This window comes from Streptomyces sp. DSM 15324 (assembly GCF_001514285.1).
In the GTDB taxonomy this organism is placed as follows: domain Bacteria; phylum Actinomycetota; class Actinomycetes; order Streptomycetales; family Streptomycetaceae; genus Streptomyces.
The window spans coordinates 524,700-548,923 of sequence record NZ_KQ949024.1 but is presented as its reverse complement, the minus strand read 5'-3'; the positions used below and the strand labels follow the sequence as shown (position 1 = coordinate 548,923).

Sequence of the window (24,224 nt, the reverse complement as noted above, 5' to 3'; positions counted from 1 at the left end):
AACAGCTCGAACAGCTTTTAGTGCAAGGAGGCACGGGTGCCGCTGCTGACCCGCATCAGGGGACCGCGCGATCTGGACCGGCTCAGCCCGGAGGAGCTGGACCAGCTGGCGGAGGAGATCCGGACCTTCCTGGTCGAGGCCGTGTCCAAGACCGGTGGCCACCTCGGCCCCAACCTCGGCGTGGTCGAGCTCACCATCGCGCTGCACCGGGTCTTCGAGTCCCCCAAGGACAAGATCCTGTGGGACACCGGCCACCAGTCCTATGTGCACAAGCTGCTCACCGGCCGACAGGACTTCTCCCGGCTCAAGATGAAGGGCGGCCTGTCCGGCTACCCCTCGCAGGCCGAGTCCGAGCACGACGTCATCGAGAACAGCCACGCCTCCACGGTCCTCGGCTGGGCCGACGGCATCGCGAAGGGCAACGAGATCCAGGGTCGCGACAGCCACGTCGTGGCGGTCATCGGCGACGGCGCCCTCACCGGCGGCATGGCCTGGGAGGCGCTCAACAACATCGCGGACGCCAAGGACCGCCCGCTGGTCATCGTCGTCAACGACAACGAGCGCTCGTACGCGCCGACCATCGGCGGCCTCGCCAACCACCTCGCGACCCTGCGCACCACCGACGGCTACGAGCGGTTCCTGGCCCGCGGCAAGGACCTCCTGGAGCGCACCCCCGTCGTCGGCAAGCCCCTGTTCGACACCCTGCACGGCGCCAAGAAGGGCCTGAAGGACTTCATCGCGCCCCAGGGCATGTTCGAGGACCTCGGGCTGAAGTACGTCGGCCCGATCGACGGCCACGACCTGGAGGCCCTGGAGTCCGCGCTGGCCAAGGCCAAGCGCTTCGGCGGCCCGGTGATCGTGCACTGCCTCACCGAGAAGGGCCGCGGCTACCAGCCCGCCCTCCAGGACGAGGCCGACCGCTTCCACGCCGTCGGCAAGATCCACCCCGACACCGGTCTGCCCATCGCCTCCTCCGGCGCCGACTGGACCTCCGTGTTCGGCGAGGAGATGGTCAGGCTCGGCGAGGAGCGCGAGGACATCGTCGCCATCACCGCGGCCATGCTCCAGCCCGTCGGGCTCGACAAGTTCGCCAAGCGCTTCCCGAAGCGGGTCTACGACGTCGGCATCGCGGAGCAGCACGGCGCCGTCTCCGCCGCGGGCCTCGCCCACGCCGGGGTGCACCCCGTCTTCGCCGTCTACGCCACCTTCCTCAACCGCGCCTTCGACCAGGTGCTGATGGACGTGGCCCTGCACCAGTGCGGTGTGACGTTCGTCCTGGACCGGGCGGGGGTCACCGGCACCGACGGCGCCTCCCACAACGGCATGTGGGACATGTCGATCCTCCAGGTCGTCCCCGGTCTCCGGCTCGCCGCCCCCCGCGACGCCGACCAGGTCCGCGCCCAGCTCCGCGAGGCCGTCGCCGTCGACGACGCGCCGACCGTCGTACGGTTCTCCAAGGGCGCCGTCGGCCCCGCCGTTCCCGCCGTGGGGCGCGTCGGCGGCATGGACGTGCTGCGCGAGCCGGGCACCGACACGCCCGACGTGCTGCTCGTCTCCGTGGGCGCCCTCGCCCCGATGTGCCTGGAGATCGCCGCGCTGCTCGACCGGCAGGGCATCTCCACCACCGTCGTCGACCCGCGCTGGGTCAAGCCCGTCGACGAGGCCATGGCCCCGCTCGCCGAGCAGCACCGGGTGGTCGTCACCGTCGAGGACAACAGCCGTGTCGGCGGAGTCGGTTCCGCCGTCGCCCAGGCGCTGCGCGACGCGGGCGTGGACGTCCCGCTGCGCGACTTCGGCATCCCGCCCCGCTTCCTCGACCACGCCTCCCGCGCCGAGGTCATGGCCGAGATCGGGCTGACCGCCCCCGACATCGCCCGCCAGGTCACCGGACTCGTCGCCCGGCTGGACGGCGGCCGGTACGGGACCCAGGCCGCCGAGGTGGACTCCGTGGAGCCCGCCCGCGACTGACGCCCGCCGAGGGCAACCCGACACGCCCGGATGGGCCGGTTCCACCACTGTGAAGGGTGGTGGAACCGGCCCATTCGCGTTAACCCGCCCATGCCGGGGCATACGGTCTGTGCCCCCTCTCGATCATGTCGAGGACGACACAGCGTGGGAGGTACCCATGAGCAGCACCCTCTTCCGGACGAAGAAGGTCGAGCAGTCCATCCTCGACACCGAGGAACCAGAGCACGCGCTCAAGAAATCCTTGTCAGCGCTGGACCTGACCGTCTTCGGCGTCGGCGTCATCATCGGCACCGGCATCTTCGTCCTGACCGGCACCGTCGCCAAGAACAACGCCGGACCCGCCGTCGCCCTGGCCTTCGTCGCGGCCGGGGTGGCCTGCGCGCTCGCCGCGCTCTGCTACGCCGAGTTCGCCTCGACCGTCCCGGTGGCCGGCTCGGCGTACACCTTCTCGTACGCCTCCATCGGTGAACTGCCCGCCTGGATCATCGGCTGGGACCTGGTCCTGGAGTTCGCGCTCGGGACGGCGGTGGTGGCCGTCGGCTGGTCCGGGTACATCGCCTCGCTGCTCGACAACGCCGGCTGGCATCTGCCGGCCGCGCTCAGCGGGCGCGAGGGGGCGAGCGGCTTCGGCTTCGACATCCTCGCCGCCGCCCTCGTCCTGGTGCTCACGGCCATCCTCGTGATCGGCACCAAACTCTCCGCGCGGCTGACCTCGGTCGTCGTCGCCATCAAGGTGACCGTCGTGCTGACCGTGATCATCGCGGGCGCCTTCTTCATCCACGGCGAGAACTACGACCCGTTCATCCCGAAGGCCCAGACCGTGGAGGCGGGCAGCAGCCTCAAGGCGCCGCTGATCCAGCTGATGTTCGGCTGGGCGCCGTCCAACTTCGGCGTGATGGGCATCTTCACCGCCGCCTCCGTGGTGTTCTTCGCGTTCATCGGCTTCGACGTCGTCGCGACGGCCGCCGAGGAGACCAGGAACCCGCAGCGCGACATGCCCCGCGGCATCCTCGGCTCCCTGATCATCTGCACCGTCCTGTACGTCGCCGTGTCGATCGTCGTCACCGGGATGGAGCACTACACCAAGCTGTCCGTGAGCGCCCCGCTCGCGGACGCCTTCAAGCACACCGGGCACCCCTGGTTCGCGGGCTTCATCAGCTTCGGCGCCGCCGTCGGCCTGACGACCGTCTGCATGATCCTGCTCCTCGGCCAGACCCGGGTGTTCTTCGCGATGAGCCGTGACGGACTGCTGCCGCGCTTCTTCTCCCACGTCCACCCGCGCTTCAAGACCCCGCACCGGCCGACCATCCTGCTCGGTGTGCTCATCGCGATCCTGGCCGGCTTCACCAGCCTCAGCGAGCTGGCCGAACTGGTGAACATCGGCACGCTCTTCGCGTTCGTCGTCGTCGCGATCGGCGTGATCATCCTGCGCCGCACCCGCCCCGACCTGCCGCGCGCCTTCCGTACCCCCTGGGTGCCCTTCGTGCCGATCCTGTCGGTGTGCGCCTCGCTGTGGCTGATGCTCAACCTGCCCGCCGAGACCTGGCTGCGGTTCGGCATCTGGATGGTCGTCGGCTTCTTCGTCTACTTCCTCTACGGCCGCTCGCACAGCCGCCTCGGACGCCACGAGGAGACGACGGCCGACGAGCTGCGCGGGGGAGGGGCCTGAGCCTGCCTCAGGCCTCAGGAGGCGTCCGCCGGGCCCCGTACCGCACGTGGGCCCGTCACCTCGGCGCCGAGCTCGCTCACCCGGCGGCGCAGCGCGCGGTCGGCGGTGACGACCAGACGGGGGCGGCCCCCGGCCCGGGCGACCAGGCCGACGATGTGGTCGTCCCCGCTGCCGGCCGCCGACTCCACCCGGACCCCGGCCACCGGCTCCACCCCGCGCGCCGCGCCCTCCACCACGAGCACGATCTCCACCGGCCCGGCGTGCCCCGGCAGCCCGTCCGCGGCCAGCCGGTCCCGCAGCCGCTCCGCGGCGCCCCGCCGGTCCCGCCACCAGCCGTCAGGTACCGATCCGACCACGTTCGCGCCGTCGACGATCACGAGGAGGGCGGGGCTGTCGTCCACGGGGGCGTCCAGGGCGTCCATGGCACCAGCGTCCCACGGCCGGCCGGGCGACCGGCCCGCCGGGCGTGACCGGGAGGCCGCCGACATAAGGTGAACGGGTGAACGGCGACTGGCTCCTACGCGGCCGCGACGGGCGGCTCAGTGTCTATCTGACGTCCGACGACGCCGTCCTGTGCCGCGCGGAACGCGCGCCCGGCGGGCCCTGGGACGGCCCGCGCCGGGTCGGCGGCGACCAGCGGGTGCACCCCGTGCTCGCCGTCGGCCGGGGCGCCGACGGCTATGCGCATCTGGTCTCCTGGCGGCCGACCGTGAAGGCCGAGGCGGGCCTGGTGCACTCCGTCCACTACCGGCCGCTGCTCGCCCCGCTGGACTGGGCACCCGTCGGCCACCCGGACCGGCGGGGCCCGCGCACCGGGCCGCCGGCCGTCGCGGTGGACGCCGAGGGACGCGCCCATGTCGTCGTCCGCAGCGGGGCCACCGGGCTCGGCCTGCTCGCCCAGAAGGAGAAGGGCGGCTGGGAGCCCTGGCGGGACCTCGGGGGCAAGGGCGTCGAGGGGCCGCCCGTCGCGGTGACGGGGGAGTCGGGGCGGATCGAGGTGTACGCGGCCGTGTCCGGCGGGATCCTGCACTGGCGGCAGGAGGAGGCCGGCGCACCGCCTGTGCTTCAGGAGGCCCTGGAGGCACCGGTCCGCCCCGGCACCCTGCGGGCCCTCGCCACCTCGGCCGGGCACACCACCCTCTTCTACACGGACGACTCCGGAGAGGTGTGGGCCTGGCGCCCCGGTGGCACACCGGCCCCGCTGCTCGCCGCGGCGGGAGCCGGTCCGGTCGCCGCGGTCCGCTGCGCACTCGACGGTCACGACTGCACGCTGCTCGCCCAGCGCTCGGCGAGCGGCCGGGTGGCCTTCGCCGCCTACCCCACCGAACAGGAGTCGGCGGGCGCCTGGTGGGCGGAGTCCGGTCCCCGGCTGGACCCGGACGCCGAGGTGGCGCTGGCCGTGGACCACGAGGACCGCGTGGTCGCCGCCACCCTGTCCCCGTCGACCGGCCGGCTGCTGCTCAGCCGCCGCAAGGACGAGCCGGTGCTCGCCCTGACGGCGTGGCAGGAGGTCTGACCCGTCACCTGGGGGCGGGCCTGGCGCGGGCGGTCAGGAACTCCCGCCGGTCGCCGGGGACTTCTTCGCCGACTCGGGGATCTCGGAGTCGGAGCGGACCGCCTTCCACAGGGTGGAGGCCTGCGGCTCGGCGGCCACGACCCGGTTCGGGTCGACCTTGTCGTACGCCACCGGGAGCATGATCGTCTCCATGGTGGACGGGTCGACGCCGTTGAGGCTGCGGCCGAACTCCGACAGCTTGGTGAGCGAGGCGAGACCGGAGTCGGTGGTGAGGGCCGCGGTGAGCTGGTCGGCGATCCGGAAGGCCTTGGCGGGGCTGCCGAGCAGGTCCTGCTTCTTGATCTCGCTCAGCAGGGCGAGCATGAACTGCTGCTGGAGACCGATGCGGCCCAGGTCGCTGCCGTCGCCGATGCCGTGCCGGGTCCGGACGAACTGAAGGGCCCGGGTGCCGTCCAGCCGGTGGGTGCCCGCGGTCAGGTCGAGGCCGCTGGAGGTGTCGCGGATGTCCCGGTCGACGGTGACGGTCACTCCGCCGATCGCGTCCACCAGCCCCTTGAAGCCGGCGAAGTCGACCTCGACGTAGTGGTCCATGCGGACCCCGGACATCCGCTCCACCGTCTTGACCACGCAGGCCGGACCGACCTGGGAGTAGATGGAGTTGAACATCACGCGCTTCGCGGACGCCACCGTGGAGCCGTCGGATCCGGTGCACTCGGGCCGGGTCACCAGGGTGTCGCGCGGGATGCTGATGGCGACGGCCTCGGTGCGGCCCTCGGGGATGTGCATCACGAGCGCGGTGTCGGAGCGGGCGCCCGCGACCTTGCCGGTGTTCAGCGCGGCGTTCGCCCCGGCGCGCGAGTCCGACCCCAGGATCAGGATGTTCTGGCCGGAGGTCGGCAGCTTCTCCGGCCGGTCGTCCCCGATGGCGCGGTCGATGTCGACGCCCTTGATGTTGCCGTCGAGGTCGCGGTAGAGCCAGTACGCGGTGCCGGCGCCGACCACGAGGAGGAGGGTCAGCGCGAGCAGGATCCACCGGCCGGTCCGGCGTCGGCGGCGGGGGGCGTCGCCGCCCGGGGAGCGGGGCGACGTGCTCGGGCTCTCGACGGCTGGGGTCGTCATACGGTCGGTGTCCTCGTCTTTCTCGGATCCGGGCAGGGGTGCACCCGGGCGTTCGGAAGACCGGTGACCCCCGTCGGCCGTTGTACGACAGTGATCCACATCACGTGAATGCCCTGGTGGAGAGGGGTGGGAGGCGGTGGTCTGCGGGTCGGGGCGCCGGGCCCGTGGCGCGAAGCGGTGTAGGGACCATGCATATGATGGGTGAATTCCAGCCACCCGACGTCACGGGTCGGCCAGGTCGTCAGGAGGCGTGATGCCGGTGCGGGGTCCGTCCGCGCGTGCCGCGACCCGGCGCGGTTCCGCCGTGCCGGCGCCCGCTGCCGCCGCCGTACCGCCTCCGGCCGTGACCGGCACCGCCACGGGCGCCTGGCTCACCCTCGGCAAGGACGGCCGGCTCACCGCGTACGCACCCGCCCGCGGCGGACTGCTGCGCTGGACCGAGACCCGGCCCGGCGGCCCGGACTGGCGGGGACCGGACCTCGTGGAGGTCCCCCACCTCACCCATCTCGCGGTCGTCCAAGGGGCGGACGCCTACGTCCACTTCCTGGGCCGGCGGGAACGTCCGCGCGGCGACGGGGCCGTGGAGGTGGACGTCGTCCACGCGATCCAGTACCAGAGCGGGCGCCCCGTCACGGAGTGGCGCTCCCTGGGCAATCCGCACCCCCAGCCGGACCGCGCCCGGCGTTTCGGCGCCCCGGCGGGTGCCGTGGCCTCGGACGGAACGGTGCACGTGTTCGCGCCCAACGCGGGCGGCGGGCTCATGATGCGCCGGGAGGGCGGGGACGGCCGCTGGGAACCCTGGGCCGATCTGCGCGGCACGGACGTGCGGGACGGACTCACCGCGGCGGCGACCTCGGACGGCCGGGTCGAGGTGTTCGCCCCGGCCGGCGGCGCCGCTCTGCACTGGTTCCAGCCCGAACCCGCCGCCGATCCGCAGCGCTCGCACGACGTACGACCGGGCCCGGCGCCGGGCAGCGTCGCCGCGGTGGAGACCGCGCCCGGCAGGCTCACGTACTTCTGGACCGACCCGGCCGGCGGCGGACTCGTCTGCCACCGGCGCGGCGGCTGGTCCGTCCCGCTGGGCGGCACCCCGGCGGACGGGGCCAACGCCGTGCTGCGCACGGTGCTCGACGGCCACGACTGCACCCTGATCGCCCACCGCGGGGCGTCCGGCACCGTCCTGGTCGGGGTCTGCGCGACGGAGGCCGAGTCCTCGGGGCTGTGGTGGACGGACACCGGTCTGGCCTGCGCGGGCGATCCGGCCCTGGCCCACGACGGCCGCGGCCGGGTGGTGGTCGCGGCCTTCGACCCCGGCGGGAGACTGCGGCTGGCCCGCCGCGTGCCGGGGCCGGGGCTGGTCCTCGGGGAGCCGGTCCCGGTGTGAGACGGGAGCGGGGCGAGCAGCGGAAACCGGTTGCTGCCGGATGTCGATCACTGCTGGACAGCCCGTGCGCCAGATGGAAACATCATGATTGATCAGTAAATATTTGGTCATCCTTTGCTGTTCATCAGGTGAACGGGGAGTGTCGGTTCCATGAAGGTCCGGCCTCGGACGTGGAAAGTGCGGAAGTACAGGTGAGCCTCAACAATCCCGAGGCGAGCGCGCTCGTGTCGACCTATCGGTCCCTGGTGCCGCTGGGGGCGCGGCGCCGGATCGTGCGTCGGGTGCCCCACCCGCTGCGTTCCTCGGTGAAGCGTTCCCTGGCCTCCGCCGACGCCGTCCGCTCCGCCGTGGTCGTCCGGGCGCTCGGCGGACAGGGCCGGGGCGGCCGGCGGGCCGGCGCCGGGATCCGGGTCGTCCGGGTGGCCGGGAAGCACGTGCGGGCCGTGGAGGTCCCCGGCGCCACCGCGTGGGCCGCCCGGGCCCGCAATCTGCACATCCTCGTCTCCGTGCTGGAGGAGGCGGGCATCGACTACTTCTGTGTGCGTGGTCATGCCTCACTCACCCCGGCCGTCGCCGTGCCCGCCCGGCGGCGGGCCGAACTGGAGGCCCTGCTGCGGGTCGTGGGCGAGGAGGGCGCCGGATACGCCGGTCCCGTCTCCGGGGGGCCGATGCGCCCCGGCGGTGCCGTCGCCACCTGGCGGGCCCTGCGCGGCGAGGGCGTGGTGCGTGTGGCGTGGAACGTCTGCGACCCCAGCGGCCACCTGGTCTTCGGTCGGGAGTCCGGCTGTGACATCGAGTTCTGGGCGGAGCGGGACGGGCAGCTGGTCGCGCCGCGCCCCAACCGGGTGATGACCGAGGTGCCGCTGGACGCGGGCCGCTGCTGGGCCGAGCAGAAACGTTTCAGCGCCGTACCGGCCGTCTACTCCACCGGACACGCCCGCACCCTGCCGGAGTTCGTCGCCGCCCTGCCCGAGGACCACCTCTTCCCCATCGACGTCGTGTACACCTGGGTCGACGACTCCGACCCGGTCTGGCGCGCGAACCGCGACGCGCTGCGCGGACGGCAGGCCACCGCCCCCGGCGGCGCCCTGCACGAGCAGGCGGCCAACGACGCCCGCTACACCAGCCGCGACGAACTGCGCTACTCCCTGCGCTCGATCCACCAGTACGCCCCCTGGGTGCGCCACATCTTCCTCGTCACCGCCGGCCAGGTGCCGTCCTGGCTGAACACCGACTTCCCCGGCATCCGGGTGGTGGACCACCGGGAGATCTTCTCCGACCCCCACGCCCTGCCCACGTTCAACTCCCACGCCATCGAGAGCCAGTTGCACCACATCCGGGACCTCTCGGAGCACTTCCTCTACCTCAACGACGACGTGTTCCTCGGCCGCCCGGTGCAGCCCGGCCAGTTCTTCCACGCCAACGGACTCACCAAGTTCTTCCAGTCCAAGGCGCTGATCCCGTCCGGCCGCGCCGCAGCCGAGGACCTTCCCGTCAACGCGGCCGGCCGCAACAGCCGCGGACTGATCGCCCAGCAGTTCGGCACCGTCATCTCGCAGAAGATGAAACACACCCCCCACGCCCTGCGCCGCAGCGTCCTCACCGAGATAGAGCAGATCTACGCCAAGGCCCACCGGGTGACCCAGCACTCCCGCTTCCGCTCGCCCAGCGACGTGCCGATCGCCTCCTCGCTGCACCACTACTACGCCTACCACTCGGCCCGCGCCACGGTCGGCGACATCCGCTACGTGTACGTCGACCTCGCCGACGCCCTCGCCCAGCGGCGACTGGACAACCTGCTCGCCCGCCGCAACTTCGACACCTTCTGCATGAACGACACGGTCACGGCGGCCGACCCCGACGCCCAGACCCGGATGGTGAAGAACTTCCTGGAGGCCTACTTCCCCGTGCCCAGCCCCTTCGAGAAGGACTCCGGCATCCGACTGCCCGAGAACCCGCCCCCCTCCCCGCCCCACCTCCGCGCCGACGAGCGCCCGACCGGACCGGGGCGCCTCGGCCGATGACCCCCCGAACCCCCACCCCCGCACCGGGCCACGGCGGGGCGGCCGCCCGGCTGCGCGCCCGCGCCGTCGCCCTGCGCGAACGCGTCATGCTCGGCCTGTTCGTCCCGCTGCGCGCGCGGCGCACCGCCCGGTTGCGCTACGCCGCCATCCTCGACGGCCAGACCGTGAACCTGCACGCCGAGCTGCCGCCGTCCGCCCACCGCCCCGACCGCGCCGAGATCGTGCTGCGCCGGCGCGGCCGCCGCCACCTCGCCGAGGCCCGCGTCCACACCGGCCCCGAGGGCGAGGCGCTGGTCGACGCCGCGATCCTGCTGGGCGCCGAGGTCGGCGGCGTCCCCGTCGGCACCGGCCGCTGGCGACTGCGGCTGCGCGTCCACTCCGGACGCAGCCGCCGCACCCTGTCCCTCCTGCTCCTGCGGCCGCCGACGCCGTACGAGGGCCCCACCAAGCCGATGGAGGCCTCGCCGGTGACGGGGGAACGGCACCGGCTCGGCCGCTCCGTGCGCGGCAGCGCCCGCCTGGTCAGCACCGGCGCGCGGCCCGCCGTGGAGGTGGCCAAGGTGCACCTCGGCCACGCCGGGGTCACCGTCGACTTCCGGGTCCTCGGCACCCCTGCCGAGGACCCGTGGGCCGAGTTCGTCGCCTCCGGGCGCCGGATCGAACAGCCCGTCACCCCGCTCGGCGCCGGCGTCCACCGCGTCGAGGTCCCGCTCGACCGGATGCCGCCGCGCGGCACCCGCCCCGAGCACTGGGACGTCGTCCTGACCGACCGCACCGGCCAGGCCCGACGCCTCGGCCGCCGGCTGCACGACGTCCGCAACCCCCTGCGCGTCTTCGCGATGCGCGCCCTGGCCATCACCCCCCAGGGCCACCCGCCCCTCATCGTCCAACCGCGCTACACCCCCGCAGGAAACCTCCGCATCACCTGCACGCGCATGCCCGAGGCAGGCTGACCACAGATATGAAGATCACGTTCCTGCTGACCACGGCCGACGCCGTCGGCGGCACCGAACGAGCGGTGTACAACCAGGCCGCCGAACTGGCCGCCCGGCACGACGTGCGGGTGCTCAGCGTCTTCAAGAGCAAGCGCGAGCAGTTCTTCACCCCGCACGAACGGGTCCGCGTCGACTACCTCGTCGACCTCACCGCACCCGCGCCCCGCCCGCTGCGCCCCACCGCCGTCGACGACACGGTGTGGACGGGCCTCGCCGCCCAGCCCAGCCGGGTCGTCGACCGCGACTGGGAGCCCGCCTTCAACCGGCTCTCCGACCTGGAACTCGCACTCGCCCTCCAGGACACCGACACCGACGTCCTGGTCACCACCACACCCGCCCTGATGGCCCTCGCCGTCCACCTGGCCCCGGCCCGGGTGATCACCGTCCACCAGGAGCACCGGGTCTCCGAACTGCGCGGCGCCGGCGGTGAGCCGCTGCGCCGGTACGCCGCCCGCCTGGACTGCCTCGCCGTGCTCAGCGAACGCACCCGGGACTGGTTCGCCGAGACCCTCGGGGACGCCGCGCCCCGGCTGGAGATCGTGCCGAACGCCCTGCCCGGCGGCTTCAGGCCCCGCTCCACCCTCCAGACCCGCACGGTGGTCATCGCCGGCCGGCTCGTCGCCGAGAAGCAGATCGACCACGCCGTCACCGCCTGGGCCACCGTCGCCCGGTACCACCCGGACTGGCAGCTGCGGATCTTCGGCGACGGACCGCTCAGCGGCGCCCTGCGCCGGCAGATCGACATGCTCGGACTGCACGACTGCGTCCAGCTCAACGGCAACTCGCGGCACCTGGCCGAGGAGTGGGCCAAGGCCAGCATCGCCACCCTCACCTCCCGCAACGAGGCCTTCGGCCTGGTCCTCGCCGAGGCCCAGGCCGCCGGCGTCCCGGTGGTCTCCTACGACGCGCCCAACGGCCCGCGCGAGGTCGTCATCGACGGCGAGACCGGCATCCTCGTGCCGCCCGGCGACACCGACGCCCTCGCCTCGGCACTGCTGCTGCTCATCCAGGACGCCGAACTGCGCGCACGGATGGGCGCCGCGGCCCTGGCGTCGGTCAACCGCTTCTCACCCACCGTGGTCACCGCCACCTGGGAGCGGCTCTTCCACGAGCTGGCCGCCGAGCGCGACACCGGCCGGCGGGCCGTCGCCAAGGCCGAACGCGAGGCGCTGCACGCCTACTTCGGCGGCGCCGAGGGCATCGTGCCCGCCGCCACCCCCGCCCCCGCCACCACCGTCCGCAGCTCCGACCAGCACGCCCTGGAACAACGCCTGCTCCGGCGGCGCGGGTTCGTCTCCGACGGCGGGCAGATCTGCCGGCTCCTCGACTGGGAGTCGCCCTGGGACATCGTCCAGCAGAACCTGGCCCTGGTCGCCAACGTGCTCGAAGGGGCCGACATCCCCTACCTCGTCGTACGCGACCACCTGGTGCGGCACTCCGTCGCCGTGCACGCCGTGCACCGCGAGGCGGTCTTCAAGGCCCTCGCCGAGCGGTACCGCGACGACGCGGTGTACGCGGCCGTCCTCAACGAGAGCCAGAAGACGGTCGCGACGGTCCTCGCCGGCCTCGTCGCCCCCTACGCCGACACCGCCTCCTCGGGCGTCCGCGTCTACCAGAACGTCGTCGCTCCCTCGCGTCTGCTGCGCCTGGGCGCCGTCTACGGCACCACGATCGCCTTCTGGGAGAACGACCCCGAGGACCCCGCCCACCTCCGGGCCCCCGCCCGCACCCTGATCGGCGACCGGGTCCCGGGCGCGGCCATGCGCCGCTCCACCCTCACCCTGGCCGGCCGCCCCTATCCCACCATCGAGGCCTTCACCCGACGGCTGCACGGAGACGTCGACTTCCCCGTCGACGCCGTCTACACCTGGGTCGACGGCTCGGACGTGACCTGGCTGGAGCGCAAGAACGCCGTGCTGGCCGGGCTGGGCCTGGACACCGAGGACGCGGCGACCAGCGCCGCCCGCTTCCGCGACCGGGACGAACTGCGCTACTCCCTGCGCTCGATCGACATGTACGCGCCCTGGATCCGGACCATCCACCTCGTCACCGACCGGCAGGTCCCGCACTGGCTGGACACCTCGCACCCCCGCGTCCGCGTGGTCGACCACAGCGAGATCTTCGGCGACCGGGGCGCTCTGCCGACGTACAACTCCCACGCCATCGAGAGCCAGTTGCACCACATCGAGGGCCTGGCCGAGCACTTCCTGTACTTCAACGACGACGTGTTCCTCGGCCGGACCGTGCGCCCCGACCTGTTCTTCCTCGGCAACGGCCAGGCCCGGCACTTCATGTCGCCGACGTCCATACCCATGGCCCCGCCGGGCCCCGAGGACGAGTTCGCCGTCAGCGCCGCGAAGAACAACCGGGCCCTGATCCAGGCGGACTTCGGACAGACGCCCGTGCACTCCTTCCTGCACGCCCCGCACCCGCTGCGGCGCAGTGTCCTCGCCGACATCGAACAGCGCTACGGGCAGGCCGTGTCGGGCACCGCCGCCAGCCAGCTGCGCAGCCACGGCGATGTCTCCGTCGCCTCCTCGCTGCACCACTACGTCGGCTACCACACCCTGCGCAGCGTGCCCGGCGCCCTCTCCTGCGGATTCGTCAACGTCGGCCTCGCCGAGCACGCCGCCCGGCTGAACCGGATCCTCGGCGTGCGCCCGTACGACGTGTTCTGCCTCAACGACTACCACGACGGGGACGTCCCCGAGGACGAGCAGGACGCCATCCTCGCCGCCTTCCTCCCCAGCTACTTCCCGGTCCCCAGCCAGTACGAGACCGGGTCGGTGCGCAACCAGCGCGCCCACGCCGGCTACCTGCCGGGATGGCCCCTGTGACCGCACCCGCCCCCTCCACGTCCCCACCCCCCTTCTGCGCTCGGGAGGAGCGAAGCATGACCAGCCCCGCGTCCGTCCTGCAGGTCGTGGCCCACCCCGACGACGACCTGTACTTCATGAACCCGGCCGTCTTCCAGGGCCTCAAGGCCGGTGTCCGCACCACCACCGTCTACCTCACCGCGGGCGACGCCGGCGGACTCAACCCCCGCCCCTGGCAGCAGGAACCGGCCGTCGAGGACCGGGCGGCCTACGGCAAGGCACGCCAGAACGGCATCAAGGCCGCCTACGCCGCCATGCTGCTCGGCGACCGCACCGCGGCCTGGAAGCCGGCCACCCTCTCCACGGCCGGCGGCGCCGTCGCCGAGGCCTACGCGCTCGCCGACGCGCCCTGGGTGACGCTGGTCTTCCTCAACATCCGCCAGCACGGCACCCCGGAGGGCCCGCCGCGCAGCCTGCACGCGCTGTGGCACGAGGAGGCCGAGCGGGTCCCCACCCTCGTCGTGACCGGCGGCCTGGTGCACGAGCCCCACTCCTACACCCGCACTGGCCTGGTCGACACGCTGGTCCAGCTCATGGACCTGGTCCGGCCCACCCTGGTGCGCACCATGGACCCGGACCCCGACCGGCTGGTCCACGACGAGAAGCACCCCCAGCGGCACGACTTCGGCGACCTGTCCGACCACTGCGACCACACCGCCGCCGCGCTGTTCACCTGGCTGGCGCTGGACCACTACCAGGGCCCCGGCGAGAACCGCGCCTTCGCCGTGGAGTCCTACCGCGGCTACGCAAACGAACGCTGGCCGCACAACCTGAGCCCCCAGGCGGTCTCCCTCAAGGAGTACTTCCTCAACGTCTACGGCGCCGCCGACGGCTACGACAGCGGGGACCCGGCCGGCAGCGGCGACTACGCCGTCGCCCTGAACGCCCGCTCCACCGGCTGGGTGCAGAGCACCGCGCCGCGCCATCCGTCCGGCGCGAACTGGCTGCTCGCCGACCGGCGGGGCCGGCTCGCGGCGTTCGCCGTCGTCAACCAGCAGGCGGCGGTGTGGCTGGAGGCCCGGCCGGGCACCGACGAGTGGCGCGGCCCCTTCCTCCTCGGCGGCGGCCCCCTCGCCCCGCATCTCGCCGTCAGCCTCACCCCGGACGGACGCTGGCAGGTGTTCGCCGAGCGGCTCGCGCACCTCGCCGCCGACGGCGCCCACACCCGGGACATCGTCCTGCTCGAACAGGCCGAGCCCGACGGTGTGTTCACCGGCTGGGTCAGCCTCGGCAACCCCTCCGCCGGCGACCCGCAGCGCGACCGCCACCTCGGCACCCCCGCCGTCACCCGCGACGGCCGGGGCCGGCTGCACCTGTTCGTGCGCAACGCGGGGCAGGGCCTGCACACCCGCATCCGGGAGACCGACGGCTCCTGGGGCGAGTGGACCGACCTGCGCGGACACGAGCTCCAGGAGGGCATCGCCGCGCTCACCGCTCCCACCGGACATGTGGAGGTGTTCGCGGCCAGCAGGGAGGGGGTCTTCCACTGGGCGCAGGGCTCCCTCGACGCACCGCTGAGCCGGGCGCCCCGGTTCCGGCTCACCGTGCCCGCCGGGCCCGCCGCGGCCGTGGTGCAGCCGACCGGGCAGGTCATGACGGTCTACCGGCAGCCCGGCACCGGACGGCTGCTCATGGCCCAGGAGGACGCGCCCGGCGGCCGCTGGGCCCGGCCCGCGGCCTCGATCGGGGGCCGCGGAGGCTTCGGCGCCGTCGCGCTGGCCGCCTCCCCGTCGCCCGCGGCCGGCACGCTGGTCGTCACCCGCGGGGACCTCGGCGGGGTGGCCCACCGCTTCCTGCCGGGCGACGGAACCTGGCGGGAACTACCCACGACGGAGCTGGGCGGCACGATCGCAGGCGCCCCCGCCGCCGCCTTCGACGCCCTCGGCCGCGCCGTGATCGCGGTCCTCGGCGCCGACGGCCGCCTCGCGGTGGCCCGTCAGCTCGCGCCGGGAGCCCCGGAGTTCGGGCCGTGGGCGGTCACGGGCTGACGTGGGCAGCACCCACGGGAGAGGGCCCCCGCCGTCCGGCGGGGGCCCTCTTCACATCCGTACGGCGGTTACGCGGGAACCGACGCCACACCCGGAGCCAGGAACCGCTTCCCGTTCACCCGCTCGGAGACACCCTCGCGGTCCAGGTACGGCGTGATGCCGCCCAGGTGGAAGGGCCAGCCGGCGCCCGTGATCAGGCAGAGGTCGATGTCCTGCGCCTCGGCGACGACACCCTCGTCGAGCATGAGCCCGATCTCCTGCGCCACCGCGTCCAGGACGCGCGCCCGCACCTGCTCCTCGGTGAGGACGGTGTCGCCCTGCACGAGCAGCGCGGCGACCTCGGGGTCCAGCTCCGGCTTGCCGCTGTCGTAGACGTAGAAGCCGCGCTTGCCGGCCTCGACGACCGCCTTGAGGTTCGAGGAGACCGTGAAGCGGTCCGGGAACGCCCGGTGGAGCGTCTCCGAGACGTGCAGGCCGATCGCCGGGCCGACCAGTTCGAGGAGGACCAGCGGGGACATCGGCAGACCGAGCGGCTCCACGCCCTTCTCCGCGACCTCGATCGGGGTGCCCTCGTCGATGACGTTCTGCACCTCGCCCATGAAGCGGGTCAGGATGCGGTTCACGACGAACGCCGGGGCGTCCTTCGTCAGCACCGCCGTCTTCTTCAGCTTCTTGGCGACGGCGAACGCCGTGGCCAGGGAGGCGTCGTCGGTCTGCTCGCCGCGGACGATCTCCAGCAGCGGCAGGACCGCGACCGGGTTGAAGAAGTGGAAGCCCACGACCCGCTCGGGGTGCTTCAGCTTCGACGCCATCTCCGACACGGAGAGGGAGGAGGTGTTGGTGGCGAGGATCGCGTGCGCCGGGGCGACCGCCTCGACCTCCGCGAACACCTGCTGCTTGACACCGATCTCCTCGAACACGGCCTCGATGACGAAGTCCGCGTCCGCGAAGCCCTCGGCCTTGTCCAGGACACCGGTGACGAGGGCCTTGAGGCGGTTGGCCTTGTCCTGGTTGATCCGGCCCTTGCCGAGCAGCTTCTCGATCTCGGCGTGGACGTAGCCCACACCCTTGTCGACGCGCTCCTGGTCGATGTCCGTCAGGACGACGGGCACCTCCAGGCGGCGCAGGAAGAGCAGCGCGAGCTGGCTGGCCATCAGGCCCGCGCCCACCACGCCGACCTTGGTGACCGGGCGGGCCAGGCTCTTGTCCGGGGCGCCCGCGGGACGCTTGGCGCGCTTCTGCACCAGGTTGAACGCGTAGATGCCGGCGCGCAGTTCACCGCCCATGATCAGGTCGGCGAGCGCGGTGTCCTCGGCGGCGTAGCCCTGCTCCAGGTCGCCGTTCTTGGCGGCGGCGATGATGTCGAGGGCGCGGTAGGCGGCCGGGGCCGCGCCGTGCACCTTGGAGTCGGCGACGAACCGGCCGCGCGCGACGGCCTGGTCCCAGGCCTCGCCGCGGTCGACGACCGGGCGCTCCACCGTGACGTCGCCCTTGAGGACGCTCGCGGTCCAGATCAGCGACTGCTCCAGGAAGTCCGCGCCCTCGAAGAGCGCGTCGGCGATCCCGAGCTCGAAGACCTGCTGCCCCTTGAGCTGCTTGTTCTGGTTCAGGCTGTTCTCGACGATCACCGAGACGGCCTTGTCGGCGCCGATCAGGTTCGGCAGCAGCGTGCAGCCGCCCCAGCCGGGGACCAGACCGAGGAAGACCTCGGGCAGGGAGAACGCCGGCAGCGCCTTGGACACGGTGCGGTAGGTGCAGTGCAGCCCGACCTCGACACCGCCGCCCATCGCCGCGCCGTTGTAGTAGGTGAAGGTCGGGACCGCGAGGCCCGCGAGGCGCTTGAAGACCTCGTGGCCGCCCTTGCCGATGGCGAGCGCGTGGTCGTAGTCCTTGAGGAGCTCGACGCCCTTGAGGTCCGCGCCGACGGCGAAGACGAACGGCTTGCCGGTGATGCCCACGCCGACGATCTCGCCGGCCGCGGCCTCCTTCTCCACCTGGTCGATGGCGAGGCCCAGGTTCGCGAGCGAGGCGGGGCCGAAGGTGGTCGGCTTGGTGTGGTCGAAGCCGTTGTCGAGGGTGATCAGGGCGAAGCGCCCGGCGCCCGACGGCAGGTCGAGGTGGCGTACGTGCGCGCTCGTGACGACCTCGTCCGGGAACAGCTCGGCCGCACCCTTCAGCAGCTCAGCGGTGGTGCTCACTTGTCCCCCTCGAAGTGCGGGTTCTCCCAGATGACCGTCGCGCCCATGCCGAAGCCGACGCACATGGTGGTCAGGCCGTAGCGGACGTGCGGCTGCTCCTCGAACTGGCGGGCCAGCTGCGTCATCAGGCGGACGCCGGAGGAGGCCAGCGGGTGGCCGAAGGCGATGGCGCCGCCGTACTGGTTGACGCGCTCGTCGTCGTCGGCGATGCCGTAGTGGTCGAGGAAGGCCAGCACCTGCACGGCGAAGGCCTCGTTGATCTCGAACAGACCGATGTCGGAGATGGACAGACCCGCCTGCGCGAGCGCCTTCTCGGTGGCCGGGATCGGGCCGTAGCCCATGACCTCCGGCTCGACGCCCGCGAAGGAGTACGCCACGAGGCGCATCTTGACCGGCAGGCCGTTCTCGCGGGCGAAGTCCTCGGAGGCGATCAGCGAGGCGGTCGCGCCGTCGTTGAGACCGGCCGCGTTGCCGGCGGTGACCCGGCCGTGGACGCGGAACGGGGTCTTGAGGCCGGAGAGGTTCTCCAGGGTGGTGCCCGGACGCATCGGCTCGTCGGCGGTGACCAGGCCCCAGCCCGTCTCGCCGGCGTCCGGATTGGTGCGGCGCACCGAGATCGGCACCAGGTCGGCCTGGATCTTGCCGTTGGCGTAGGCCTTGGCGGCCTTCTCCTGGGAGCGGACCGCGTACTCGTCCGCGCGCAGCTTGGTGATGTGCGGGTAGCGGTCGTGCAGGTTCTCCGCGGTCATGCCCATGAACAGGGCGGACTCGTCGACCAGCTTCTCGGAGACGAACCGCGGGTTCGGGTCCACGCCCTCGCCCATGGGGTGGCGGCCCATGTGCTCGACACCGCCGGCGATCGCGATGTCGTACGCGCCGAAGGCGACCGAGCCCGCGACCGTGGTGACGGCCGTCAGCGCGCCGGCGCACATCCGGTCGATGGAGTAGCCGGGGACCGACTGGGGCAGACCGGCCAGGATGCCGGCGGTCCGGCCGATGGTCAGGCCCTGGTCGCCGATCTGCGTGGTCGCGGCGATGGCGACCTCGTCGATCTTCTGGGGGTCGAGACCGGGGTTGCGGCGCAGCAGCTCCCGGATCGCCTTCACGACGAGGTCGTCGGCGCGGGTCTCGTGGTAGATGCCCTTCGGGCCCGCCTTGCCGAACGGGGTACGGACGCCGTCGACGAAGACGACGTCCCTGACGGTACGAGGCACGATGGCTCTCCTCCAGGGTGCGGGATGGCACTGCTGCGGCACGCATGCGCTGAGCGCGCGCTCAGAGCCCATGCTACTTGTCGGTAACGTAGCTGCCCAGTCCCGGAGGCCCAAGCGGTGAAGGTCACACCTTCGGGGGAGCGGTCGACCCTCGTGGCGTCAGCGTCGGAGTGGGCACCGGGTGCGATCCCGGCCCCCGTCCGGTGATCGCCCCGAACAGCGTGCGGGCCGCCTCCGCGCCGAACCCGTGCACGTCGTGGCTCATCGCGGAGAGCGTCGGATGGGTCAGCCGGCACAGCTGGGAGTCGTCCCAGGCCAGCAGGGAGACGTCCCGCGGCACGCTCAGCCCCATCTCGGCCGCCACCGCCAGCCCGGCCACCGCCATGATGTCGTTGTCGTACACGATGGCCGTCGGCCGGTCCGGCGGGGCGGCGGCCAGCATCGAGCGGGTGGCCCGCGCCCCCGCCTCCCCGGAGAAGTCCGTGGCCACCTGCCGGGCCCCGGCCAGCCCCAGATCACGCGCCGCCGCGTCGAAGGCCGCCGTGCGCATCATCGTGTGCCCGAGCGCCGCGGCACCCCCGACCCGGGCGATACGGCGGTGGCCGAGCGCGGCGAGGTAGCGCACCGCCTCCGTCACCGCCGTCGCGTCGTCCGTCCACACCGAGGTCAGGGACCCCGTCAGCGAGGGGTGCCCGACCGCCACCACCGGCATCCCGAGCCGCTCGGCCGCCGCGACCCGCGGATCGCCGGCCCGGAAGTCCACCAGGATCGCCCCGCCGATCTGCCGCCCCCGCCACCACGACTCCAGGAGCGAGGCCTCCTCCTCCCCACTGCGGACCAGCCGCAGCAGCAGCGAGCAGGCGTGCTCGGTCAGCACGCTCTCCACCCCGGAGACGAACTCCATGTAGAACGGCTCCAGACCCAGCATCCGGGCCGGCCGGCAGATCGCCAGCCCCACCACGTCCACCCGCGAGCTCGACAGCGACCGCGCGGCCAGGTTCGGCTCCCACCCCAGCTCCCGCGCCGCCGTGAAGATCCGCTCCCGGGTCGCCTCCGACAGCCCCGGCTTGCGGTTGAACGCCAGCGACACCGCCCCCTTGGACACCCCGGCGCGCGCGGCGACGTCCCTGATGGTGACGCGGGAGGTCGTCATCGAGCGGGCTCCAGGCAGTACAGGGCGGCACGGGCCGCGTCGGCACCGGGAGTCTCCCAGCCCGTCACGCCGATCGTCACCCGTTCCCCGGGAAGGAGCGTCACCAGCCCCCGGTCGGCCCGTACGTCCGGCCCCAGCCGGTCGGCCTGGAGCAGCAGGTCGCGGACGAGGGTGCGTGCCGTCACCGTGACGCTCCCCGGTGCCACGCTCACCTCGAACTCAGGCCGCGGATAGGGGATTTCACGGTCCACGACCGGAAAGTACAGCGCCCGCAGCTCCGCCGCGCCCGTGGCCGCGTCCGCCACCAGGAACTCCTTCGCCCCGGCCGGCTCCAGCTCCACCGGCACCCGCGCCGCCCCCACCGCCCGCGCGTCCGCCGCCAGTCGCACCCGGGCCACCTGGAGGACCTCCCCGTCGACGGACATCCGCCGCAGCCGCAGCACCCCGGTCCACGGCTCGGCCGACTGGTTCACGGCCGCCCACACCAGCCCCTCGCCCCGCGGCTGCAACGTCAGCAGCCGGTCCGCGTACAGCCGCCGCAGCTCGTGGTAGAGCGGCTTCTCCCGCCCGTCTCCGTCGATCGCCGCCCAGGAGGTCACCGGCCAGCAGTCGTTGAGCTGCCAGACGACCGTGCCCGCGCACACCGGCCAGTGCGACCGCCAGTGCTCGATCCCCGCGGCCACCGCCCGCGCCTGGTTGACCTGCGTCAGATAGTGCCAGCGGTCGAAGTCCCCCTCCGGCACGCCGAAATGCCGGGCCAGCCCGCGCGCCAGCTTGCCGTTGCCGTCGTCCGCCTTCTGCCGGTGCAGCATCCCGGGAGAGTCGGCGGCCGGCTCCTCACCCGGCAGCGCCCGCCGCAGCGTGGCGTACGCGGGCGGTGCCTGCCAGCCGAACTCGGCGACGAAGCGCGGCACGTCGGCGCGGTACTCGGTGTAGTCCCGCCGGTTCCACACCTCCCAGGAGTGGTGCGTGCCGTGCGCCGGGTCGTTCGGATGGCGCGCCCAGGAACCCGACCAGGGGCTGCCCGCGGTGTACGGCCGGGTGGGATCCAGCTCGGCCACGACACGCGGCAGCAGGCCCAGGTAGTACCCCTCCCCCCAGGAGTCCCCGGCGAGCCGTCCCTCCCAGCCCCAGTCCCGGAACCCCCACAGGTTCTCGTTGTTGCCGTTCCACAGCACCAGCGACGGATGCGGCATCAGCCGTACGACGTTCTCCCGGGCCTCCGCCTCCACCTCGCCGCGCAGCGGCTGCTCCTCGGGGTAGGCCGCGCACGCGAACGGGAAGTCCTGCCACACCAGCAGGCCCAGCTCGTCACAGGCGTCGTAGAAGTCCTCGCTCTCGTAGATCCCGCCGCCCCACACCCGCACCAGGTCCACCCCGGCGCCCGCGGCCTGCCGCAGCCGCCTTCGGTAGCGCTCCCGGGTCACCCGGGAGGGGAAGGAGTCGTCCGGGATCCAGTTCACCCCGCGCGCGAACAGCCGCTCGCCGTTGACGACCAGGGTGAAGCCGGTGCCGTGCGCATCGGGCCGCCGGTCCAGCTCTACGGTGCGGAAACCGATCCGCCGCCGCCAGGAGTCCAGGTCCGCACCGTCATGACACAACGTCAGTTCGACGTCGTACAGCGGCTGCTCGCCGTATCCGCGCGGCCACCACAGCCGTGCCCCGGGCACCTCCAGCCGTACGACCGCGCCGGTGCCCTCGACCCGGGCCCGCGCCTGTGTCCCGCCCACCCGGGCGGTGACCGTCAGCCCGGCCGCCACCCGGGTCCGCTCCACCTCCACCCGCAACTCGACCACCCCGACGCCCTGTTCGACGGTGACCACGGGCCGCACCCGGGCGATCCGCGCCGTCGACCAGCGTTCCAGCCGCACCGGCCGCCAGATCCCCGCCGTCACCAGGGTCGGCCCCCAGTCCCAGCCGAACGAGCAGGCCATCTTGCGCAGGTACTGGTAGGGCTCGGTATAGGCGGCGGGCCGCTCGCCCAGCCGTCCGCGCACCGCCTCGGCCTCCGCGTACGCGGACGCGAACCGGACCGTCAGCCGCCCGCTCACCCCGGTCACGTCGAACCGGTACGAGCGGTGCATGTTCCGCACCGACCCCAGCGGCCGCCCGTCGAGCAGGATCTCGGCGGCCGTGTCCAGACCGTCGAAGACCAGATCGGTCCTCTCCTGCCCGGACGGCACGTCCGGCAGCTCCCTCTCGTACGTCCACTCGCGCCGCCCCACCCAGGCGACCTCGTGCTCGCCCCGGCCGACGTAGGGGTCCGGGATCACCCCGGCGGCCAGCAGATCGGTGTGCACGCACCCCGGCACCGAGGCCGCCAGCGCCTCCCCTTCGTGCCGCAGGATCCATCCGTCGACGAGCGGTGAGGCCTGAAGCATGCGCACTCCCTGAACCGGTCAAGCCGAGTGGTGGGTGCCAGATCTCCATCCTTGGCGGGAATGGGACTTTACCGGTTGAGGAAAGCGCTGTCAGAGTGCCGAATCAGCCAACCCCGCATCTTCCGCCCCACCCGCACGTGCTCGTCCGTCCCCTCGAACGGAGCTGATGCACATGAACCGCCGTACAGTCCTGGCCGCCGCCGTGGGAGCCGCGCTGCTCGTCCTGCCCGCGTGCACCGCCACCGGCGGCACCTCGAAGGGCGCCGACGCCGAGGCCGCCGCCGATCCGTCGAAGGTCACCGGCAGCATCACGGTCCTCACCCAGCGGACCGACCTCGTGCAGGACGGCACGATGAAGAAGTACGCGGCCGAGTTCAACAAGACGTATCCGAAGGTGAAGGTCGAGTTCCAGGCCCTCACCGACTACGAGGCCGAAGTAAAGATCCGGATGAACACGGAGAACTACGGCGACGTCCTGATGATCCCCGGGGTCATCAAGAAGAGTGACTACCCGAAGTTCTTCGCCTCCCTCGGCACCGTGCGGGAGCGCAGCCGGACGTACCGCTTCACCGACTTCACCGCCGTCGACGGCAAGGTCTACGGTCAGAGCCCCATCGGCGTGATGCCCGGCTTCGTCTACAACAAGAGGGTCTGGAAGGAGGCCGGGGTCACCGACTGGCCCACCACCCCCGCCGCCTTCCTCGCCGACCTCGCGGCGATCAAGGCGAAGACGGACGCCGTCCCCTACTACACCAACTTCGCCGCGGGCTGGACGCTCACCTCCTGGACCTTCGTCAACGGCTCGGTCCACTGCGATCCGCAGGCCACCACCGAGCTGGCCGAGGGCGACCCCTGGGCGAAGGGCGCCGATCTGCGCGTCGGCGACACGCTCCTGTACGACATCGTCCACGAGGGCCTCGCCGAGAAGGACCCCACCACCTCCAACTGGGAGGCGTCGAAGCCGCGGTTGGCGAAGGGCGAGATCGCCACGCAGTGGCTCGGCACCTGGGCGATCGTCCAGTTCCAGGACGCGGCGCGCAAGGCCGGCGCCGACCCCGACGACATCGGCTTCATGCCCTTCCCGGCCCAGGTGGGCGGGAAGTTCTGCGCGGTCGTCAGCCCCGACTACCACCAGGCCGTCAACGTCCACTCCCCGCACAAGGAGGCCGCCCGCGCCTGGATCGACTGGTTCACCGACACGTCCGGCTACGACCGGGACAACCTCGCCCTCTCCCCGCGGAAGGGCGCGGCCCTGCCCGAGGTGCTGAAGCCGTACGAGGACGCGGGGGTGAAGCTCATCGAGCTCGACGACAGCAAGGGCGCCGACGTCAAGCTGATCGACACGGAGTCGGAGGTCGGCATCAACACCCCCGACTACCGCCAGGACCTCGTCGACCTCGCCCGCGGCGCCCGCAAGGGCACCCTGGACGACTTCCTCGCGGACCTCGGCAAGAAGTGGACGGACACGCAGAAGACCGTGGGGTCCTGATGGCGGACACCACCGAGAGGCCGGCGGTGGGACGTCCCGGGGCGCGGCCGGTACGGGGGGACGCCCCCGTGCCGGCCCCGGCCCCCCGCCGGGCCCGCTTCCGGCGGCGGCTGACCCCCTGGCTGTTCCTCGCCGCGCCGCTCGCCCTGCTGGTCGCCTTCACCTACGCGCCGATCGTCAACATGGTCGCGTTCAGCTTCACCGACTGGGACGGCGTCAGCCCCGATCTGCACTACACGGGCACCGAGAA

General features: G+C 72.7%; 15 protein-coding genes and 1 pseudogene. 10 read left to right on the top strand and 6 right to left on the bottom strand.

What is annotated here, in order from left to right; all coding sequences use genetic code 11:
- The first annotated feature begins 36 nt into the window (after nucleotides 1–36).
- Nucleotides 37–1,968, top strand: a complete 1,932-nt coding sequence (dxs, locus tag AQJ58_RS08615) for a 1-deoxy-D-xylulose-5-phosphate synthase (RefSeq protein WP_067246900.1) — start codon at nucleotides 37–39, stop codon at nucleotides 1,966–1,968.
- Nucleotides 1,969–2,125: 157 nt separating this feature from the next.
- Nucleotides 2,126–3,637 carry an amino acid permease gene (locus AQJ58_RS08610; protein ID WP_067246897.1) on the top strand — a complete coding sequence of 504 codons (1,512 nt, stop codon included), beginning with the start codon at nucleotides 2,126–2,128 and terminating at the stop codon, nucleotides 3,635–3,637.
- 14 nt (nucleotides 3,638–3,651) lie between these two features.
- Here AQJ58_RS08610 and AQJ58_RS08605 read toward each other — a convergent pair whose 3' ends face one another.
- Nucleotides 3,652–4,059 (bottom strand): PIN domain-containing protein, encoded by a 408-nt coding sequence (locus AQJ58_RS08605; protein WP_420712141.1) that lies wholly within the window; start codon nucleotides 4,057–4,059, stop codon nucleotides 3,652–3,654.
- Between the two features lie 77 nt (nucleotides 4,060–4,136).
- Here AQJ58_RS08605 and AQJ58_RS08600 point away from each other — a divergent pair, with 77 nt between their 5' ends.
- On the top strand, nucleotides 4,137–5,153 hold the full coding sequence (locus AQJ58_RS08600) for a DUF8189 domain-containing protein (RefSeq protein WP_067246894.1): 1,017 nt from the start codon (nucleotides 4,137–4,139) through the stop codon (nucleotides 5,151–5,153).
- 33 nt (nucleotides 5,154–5,186) lie between these two features.
- Here AQJ58_RS08600 and AQJ58_RS08595 read toward each other — a convergent pair whose 3' ends face one another.
- Nucleotides 5,187–6,272 (bottom strand): LCP family protein, encoded by a 1,086-nt coding sequence (locus AQJ58_RS08595; protein ID WP_067246891.1) that lies wholly within the window; start codon nucleotides 6,270–6,272, stop codon nucleotides 5,187–5,189.
- Between the two features lie 253 nt (nucleotides 6,273–6,525).
- Between AQJ58_RS08595 and AQJ58_RS08590 the strand changes: the two genes are divergently transcribed.
- From AQJ58_RS08590 to AQJ58_RS08570, 5 genes are all read left to right on the top strand, one after another.
- Nucleotides 6,526–7,656, top strand: a complete 1,131-nt coding sequence (locus AQJ58_RS08590) for a PLL family lectin (protein ID WP_234359990.1) — start codon at nucleotides 6,526–6,528, stop codon at nucleotides 7,654–7,656.
- A gap of 191 nt (nucleotides 7,657–7,847) precedes the next feature.
- Entirely contained in the window at nucleotides 7,848–9,680 is a 1,833-nt protein-coding gene (locus AQJ58_RS08585; RefSeq protein WP_234359989.1) for a stealth family protein, read from the top strand.
- Entirely contained in the window at nucleotides 9,677–10,633 is a 957-nt protein-coding gene (locus tag AQJ58_RS08580; protein WP_067246889.1) for a hypothetical protein, read from the top strand. Before AQJ58_RS08585 ends, AQJ58_RS08580 begins: the two co-directional genes overlap by 4 nt.
- A gap of 8 nt (nucleotides 10,634–10,641) precedes the next feature.
- Nucleotides 10,642–13,512, top strand: a complete 2,871-nt coding sequence (locus tag AQJ58_RS08575) for a stealth conserved region 3 domain-containing protein (RefSeq protein ID WP_067246886.1) — start codon at nucleotides 10,642–10,644, stop codon at nucleotides 13,510–13,512.
- Nucleotides 13,513–13,568: 56 nt separating this feature from the next.
- On the top strand, nucleotides 13,569–15,539 hold the full coding sequence (locus AQJ58_RS08570; RefSeq protein WP_067246885.1) for a PIG-L family deacetylase: 1,971 nt from the start codon (nucleotides 13,569–13,571) through the stop codon (nucleotides 15,537–15,539).
- A gap of 68 nt (nucleotides 15,540–15,607) precedes the next feature.
- Here the strand turns inward: AQJ58_RS08570 and AQJ58_RS08565 are convergent, their stop codons facing one another.
- From AQJ58_RS08565 to AQJ58_RS08550, 4 genes are all read right to left on the bottom strand, one after another.
- Nucleotides 15,608–17,737, bottom strand: a complete 2,130-nt coding sequence (locus AQJ58_RS08565; RefSeq protein WP_067246882.1) for a 3-hydroxyacyl-CoA dehydrogenase NAD-binding domain-containing protein — start codon at nucleotides 17,735–17,737, stop codon at nucleotides 15,608–15,610.
- Complete coding sequence (locus AQJ58_RS08560; RefSeq protein WP_067246879.1) at nucleotides 17,734–18,951, bottom strand: thiolase family protein; 1,218 nt, start codon at nucleotides 18,949–18,951, stop codon at nucleotides 17,734–17,736. Before AQJ58_RS08560 ends, AQJ58_RS08565 begins: the two co-directional genes overlap by 4 nt.
- Nucleotides 18,952–19,075: 124 nt before the next feature.
- On the bottom strand, nucleotides 19,076–20,104 hold the full coding sequence (locus tag AQJ58_RS08555; protein ID WP_067246876.1) for a LacI family DNA-binding transcriptional regulator: 1,029 nt from the start codon (nucleotides 20,102–20,104) through the stop codon (nucleotides 19,076–19,078).
- Nucleotides 20,101–22,485, bottom strand: coding sequence for a glycoside hydrolase family 2 protein (locus tag AQJ58_RS08550; RefSeq protein ID WP_067246873.1), 2,385 nt, complete (start codon nucleotides 22,483–22,485; stop codon nucleotides 20,101–20,103). The genes AQJ58_RS08555 and AQJ58_RS08550 overlap by 4 nt, the downstream gene beginning before the upstream one ends.
- Nucleotides 22,486–22,657: 172 nt before the next feature.
- Between AQJ58_RS08550 and AQJ58_RS08545 the strand changes: the two genes are divergently transcribed.
- Nucleotides 22,658–23,974, top strand: coding sequence for an ABC transporter substrate-binding protein (locus AQJ58_RS08545; RefSeq protein WP_067246872.1), 1,317 nt, complete (start codon nucleotides 22,658–22,660; stop codon nucleotides 23,972–23,974).
- A pseudogene (locus AQJ58_RS44290) lies at nucleotides 23,974–24,224 on the top strand (sugar ABC transporter permease); the annotation flags it as partial. The gene AQJ58_RS08545 and the pseudogene AQJ58_RS44290, both read left to right, overlap by 1 nt.

Bases quoted from the DNA above. Each gene is read 5' to 3' on its own strand.
- AQJ58_RS08580 (WP_067246889.1), top strand. From the start codon at position 9,677: ATGACCCCCCGAACCCCCACCCCCGCACCGGGCCACGGCGGGGCGGCC.
- AQJ58_RS08590 (WP_234359990.1), top strand. From the start codon at position 6,526: ATGCCGGTGCGGGGTCCGTCCGCGCGTGCCGCGACCCGGCGCGGTTCC.
- AQJ58_RS08605 (WP_420712141.1), bottom strand. From the start codon at position 4,059: ATGGACGCCCTGGACGCCCCCGTGGACGACAGCCCCGCCCTCCTCGTG.
- AQJ58_RS08610 (WP_067246897.1), top strand. From the start codon at position 2,126: ATGAGCAGCACCCTCTTCCGGACGAAGAAGGTCGAGCAGTCCATCCTC.
- AQJ58_RS08575 (WP_067246886.1), top strand. From the start codon at position 10,642: ATGAAGATCACGTTCCTGCTGACCACGGCCGACGCCGTCGGCGGCACC.
- AQJ58_RS08550 (WP_067246873.1), bottom strand. From the start codon at position 22,485: ATGCTTCAGGCCTCACCGCTCGTCGACGGATGGATCCTGCGGCACGAA.
- AQJ58_RS08595 (WP_067246891.1), bottom strand. From the start codon at position 6,272: ATGACGACCCCAGCCGTCGAGAGCCCGAGCACGTCGCCCCGCTCCCCG.
- AQJ58_RS08555 (WP_067246876.1), bottom strand. From the start codon at position 20,104: ATGACGACCTCCCGCGTCACCATCAGGGACGTCGCCGCGCGCGCCGGG.
- AQJ58_RS08570 (WP_067246885.1), top strand. From the start codon at position 13,569: ATGACCAGCCCCGCGTCCGTCCTGCAGGTCGTGGCCCACCCCGACGAC.
- AQJ58_RS08545 (WP_067246872.1), top strand. From the start codon at position 22,658: ATGAACCGCCGTACAGTCCTGGCCGCCGCCGTGGGAGCCGCGCTGCTC.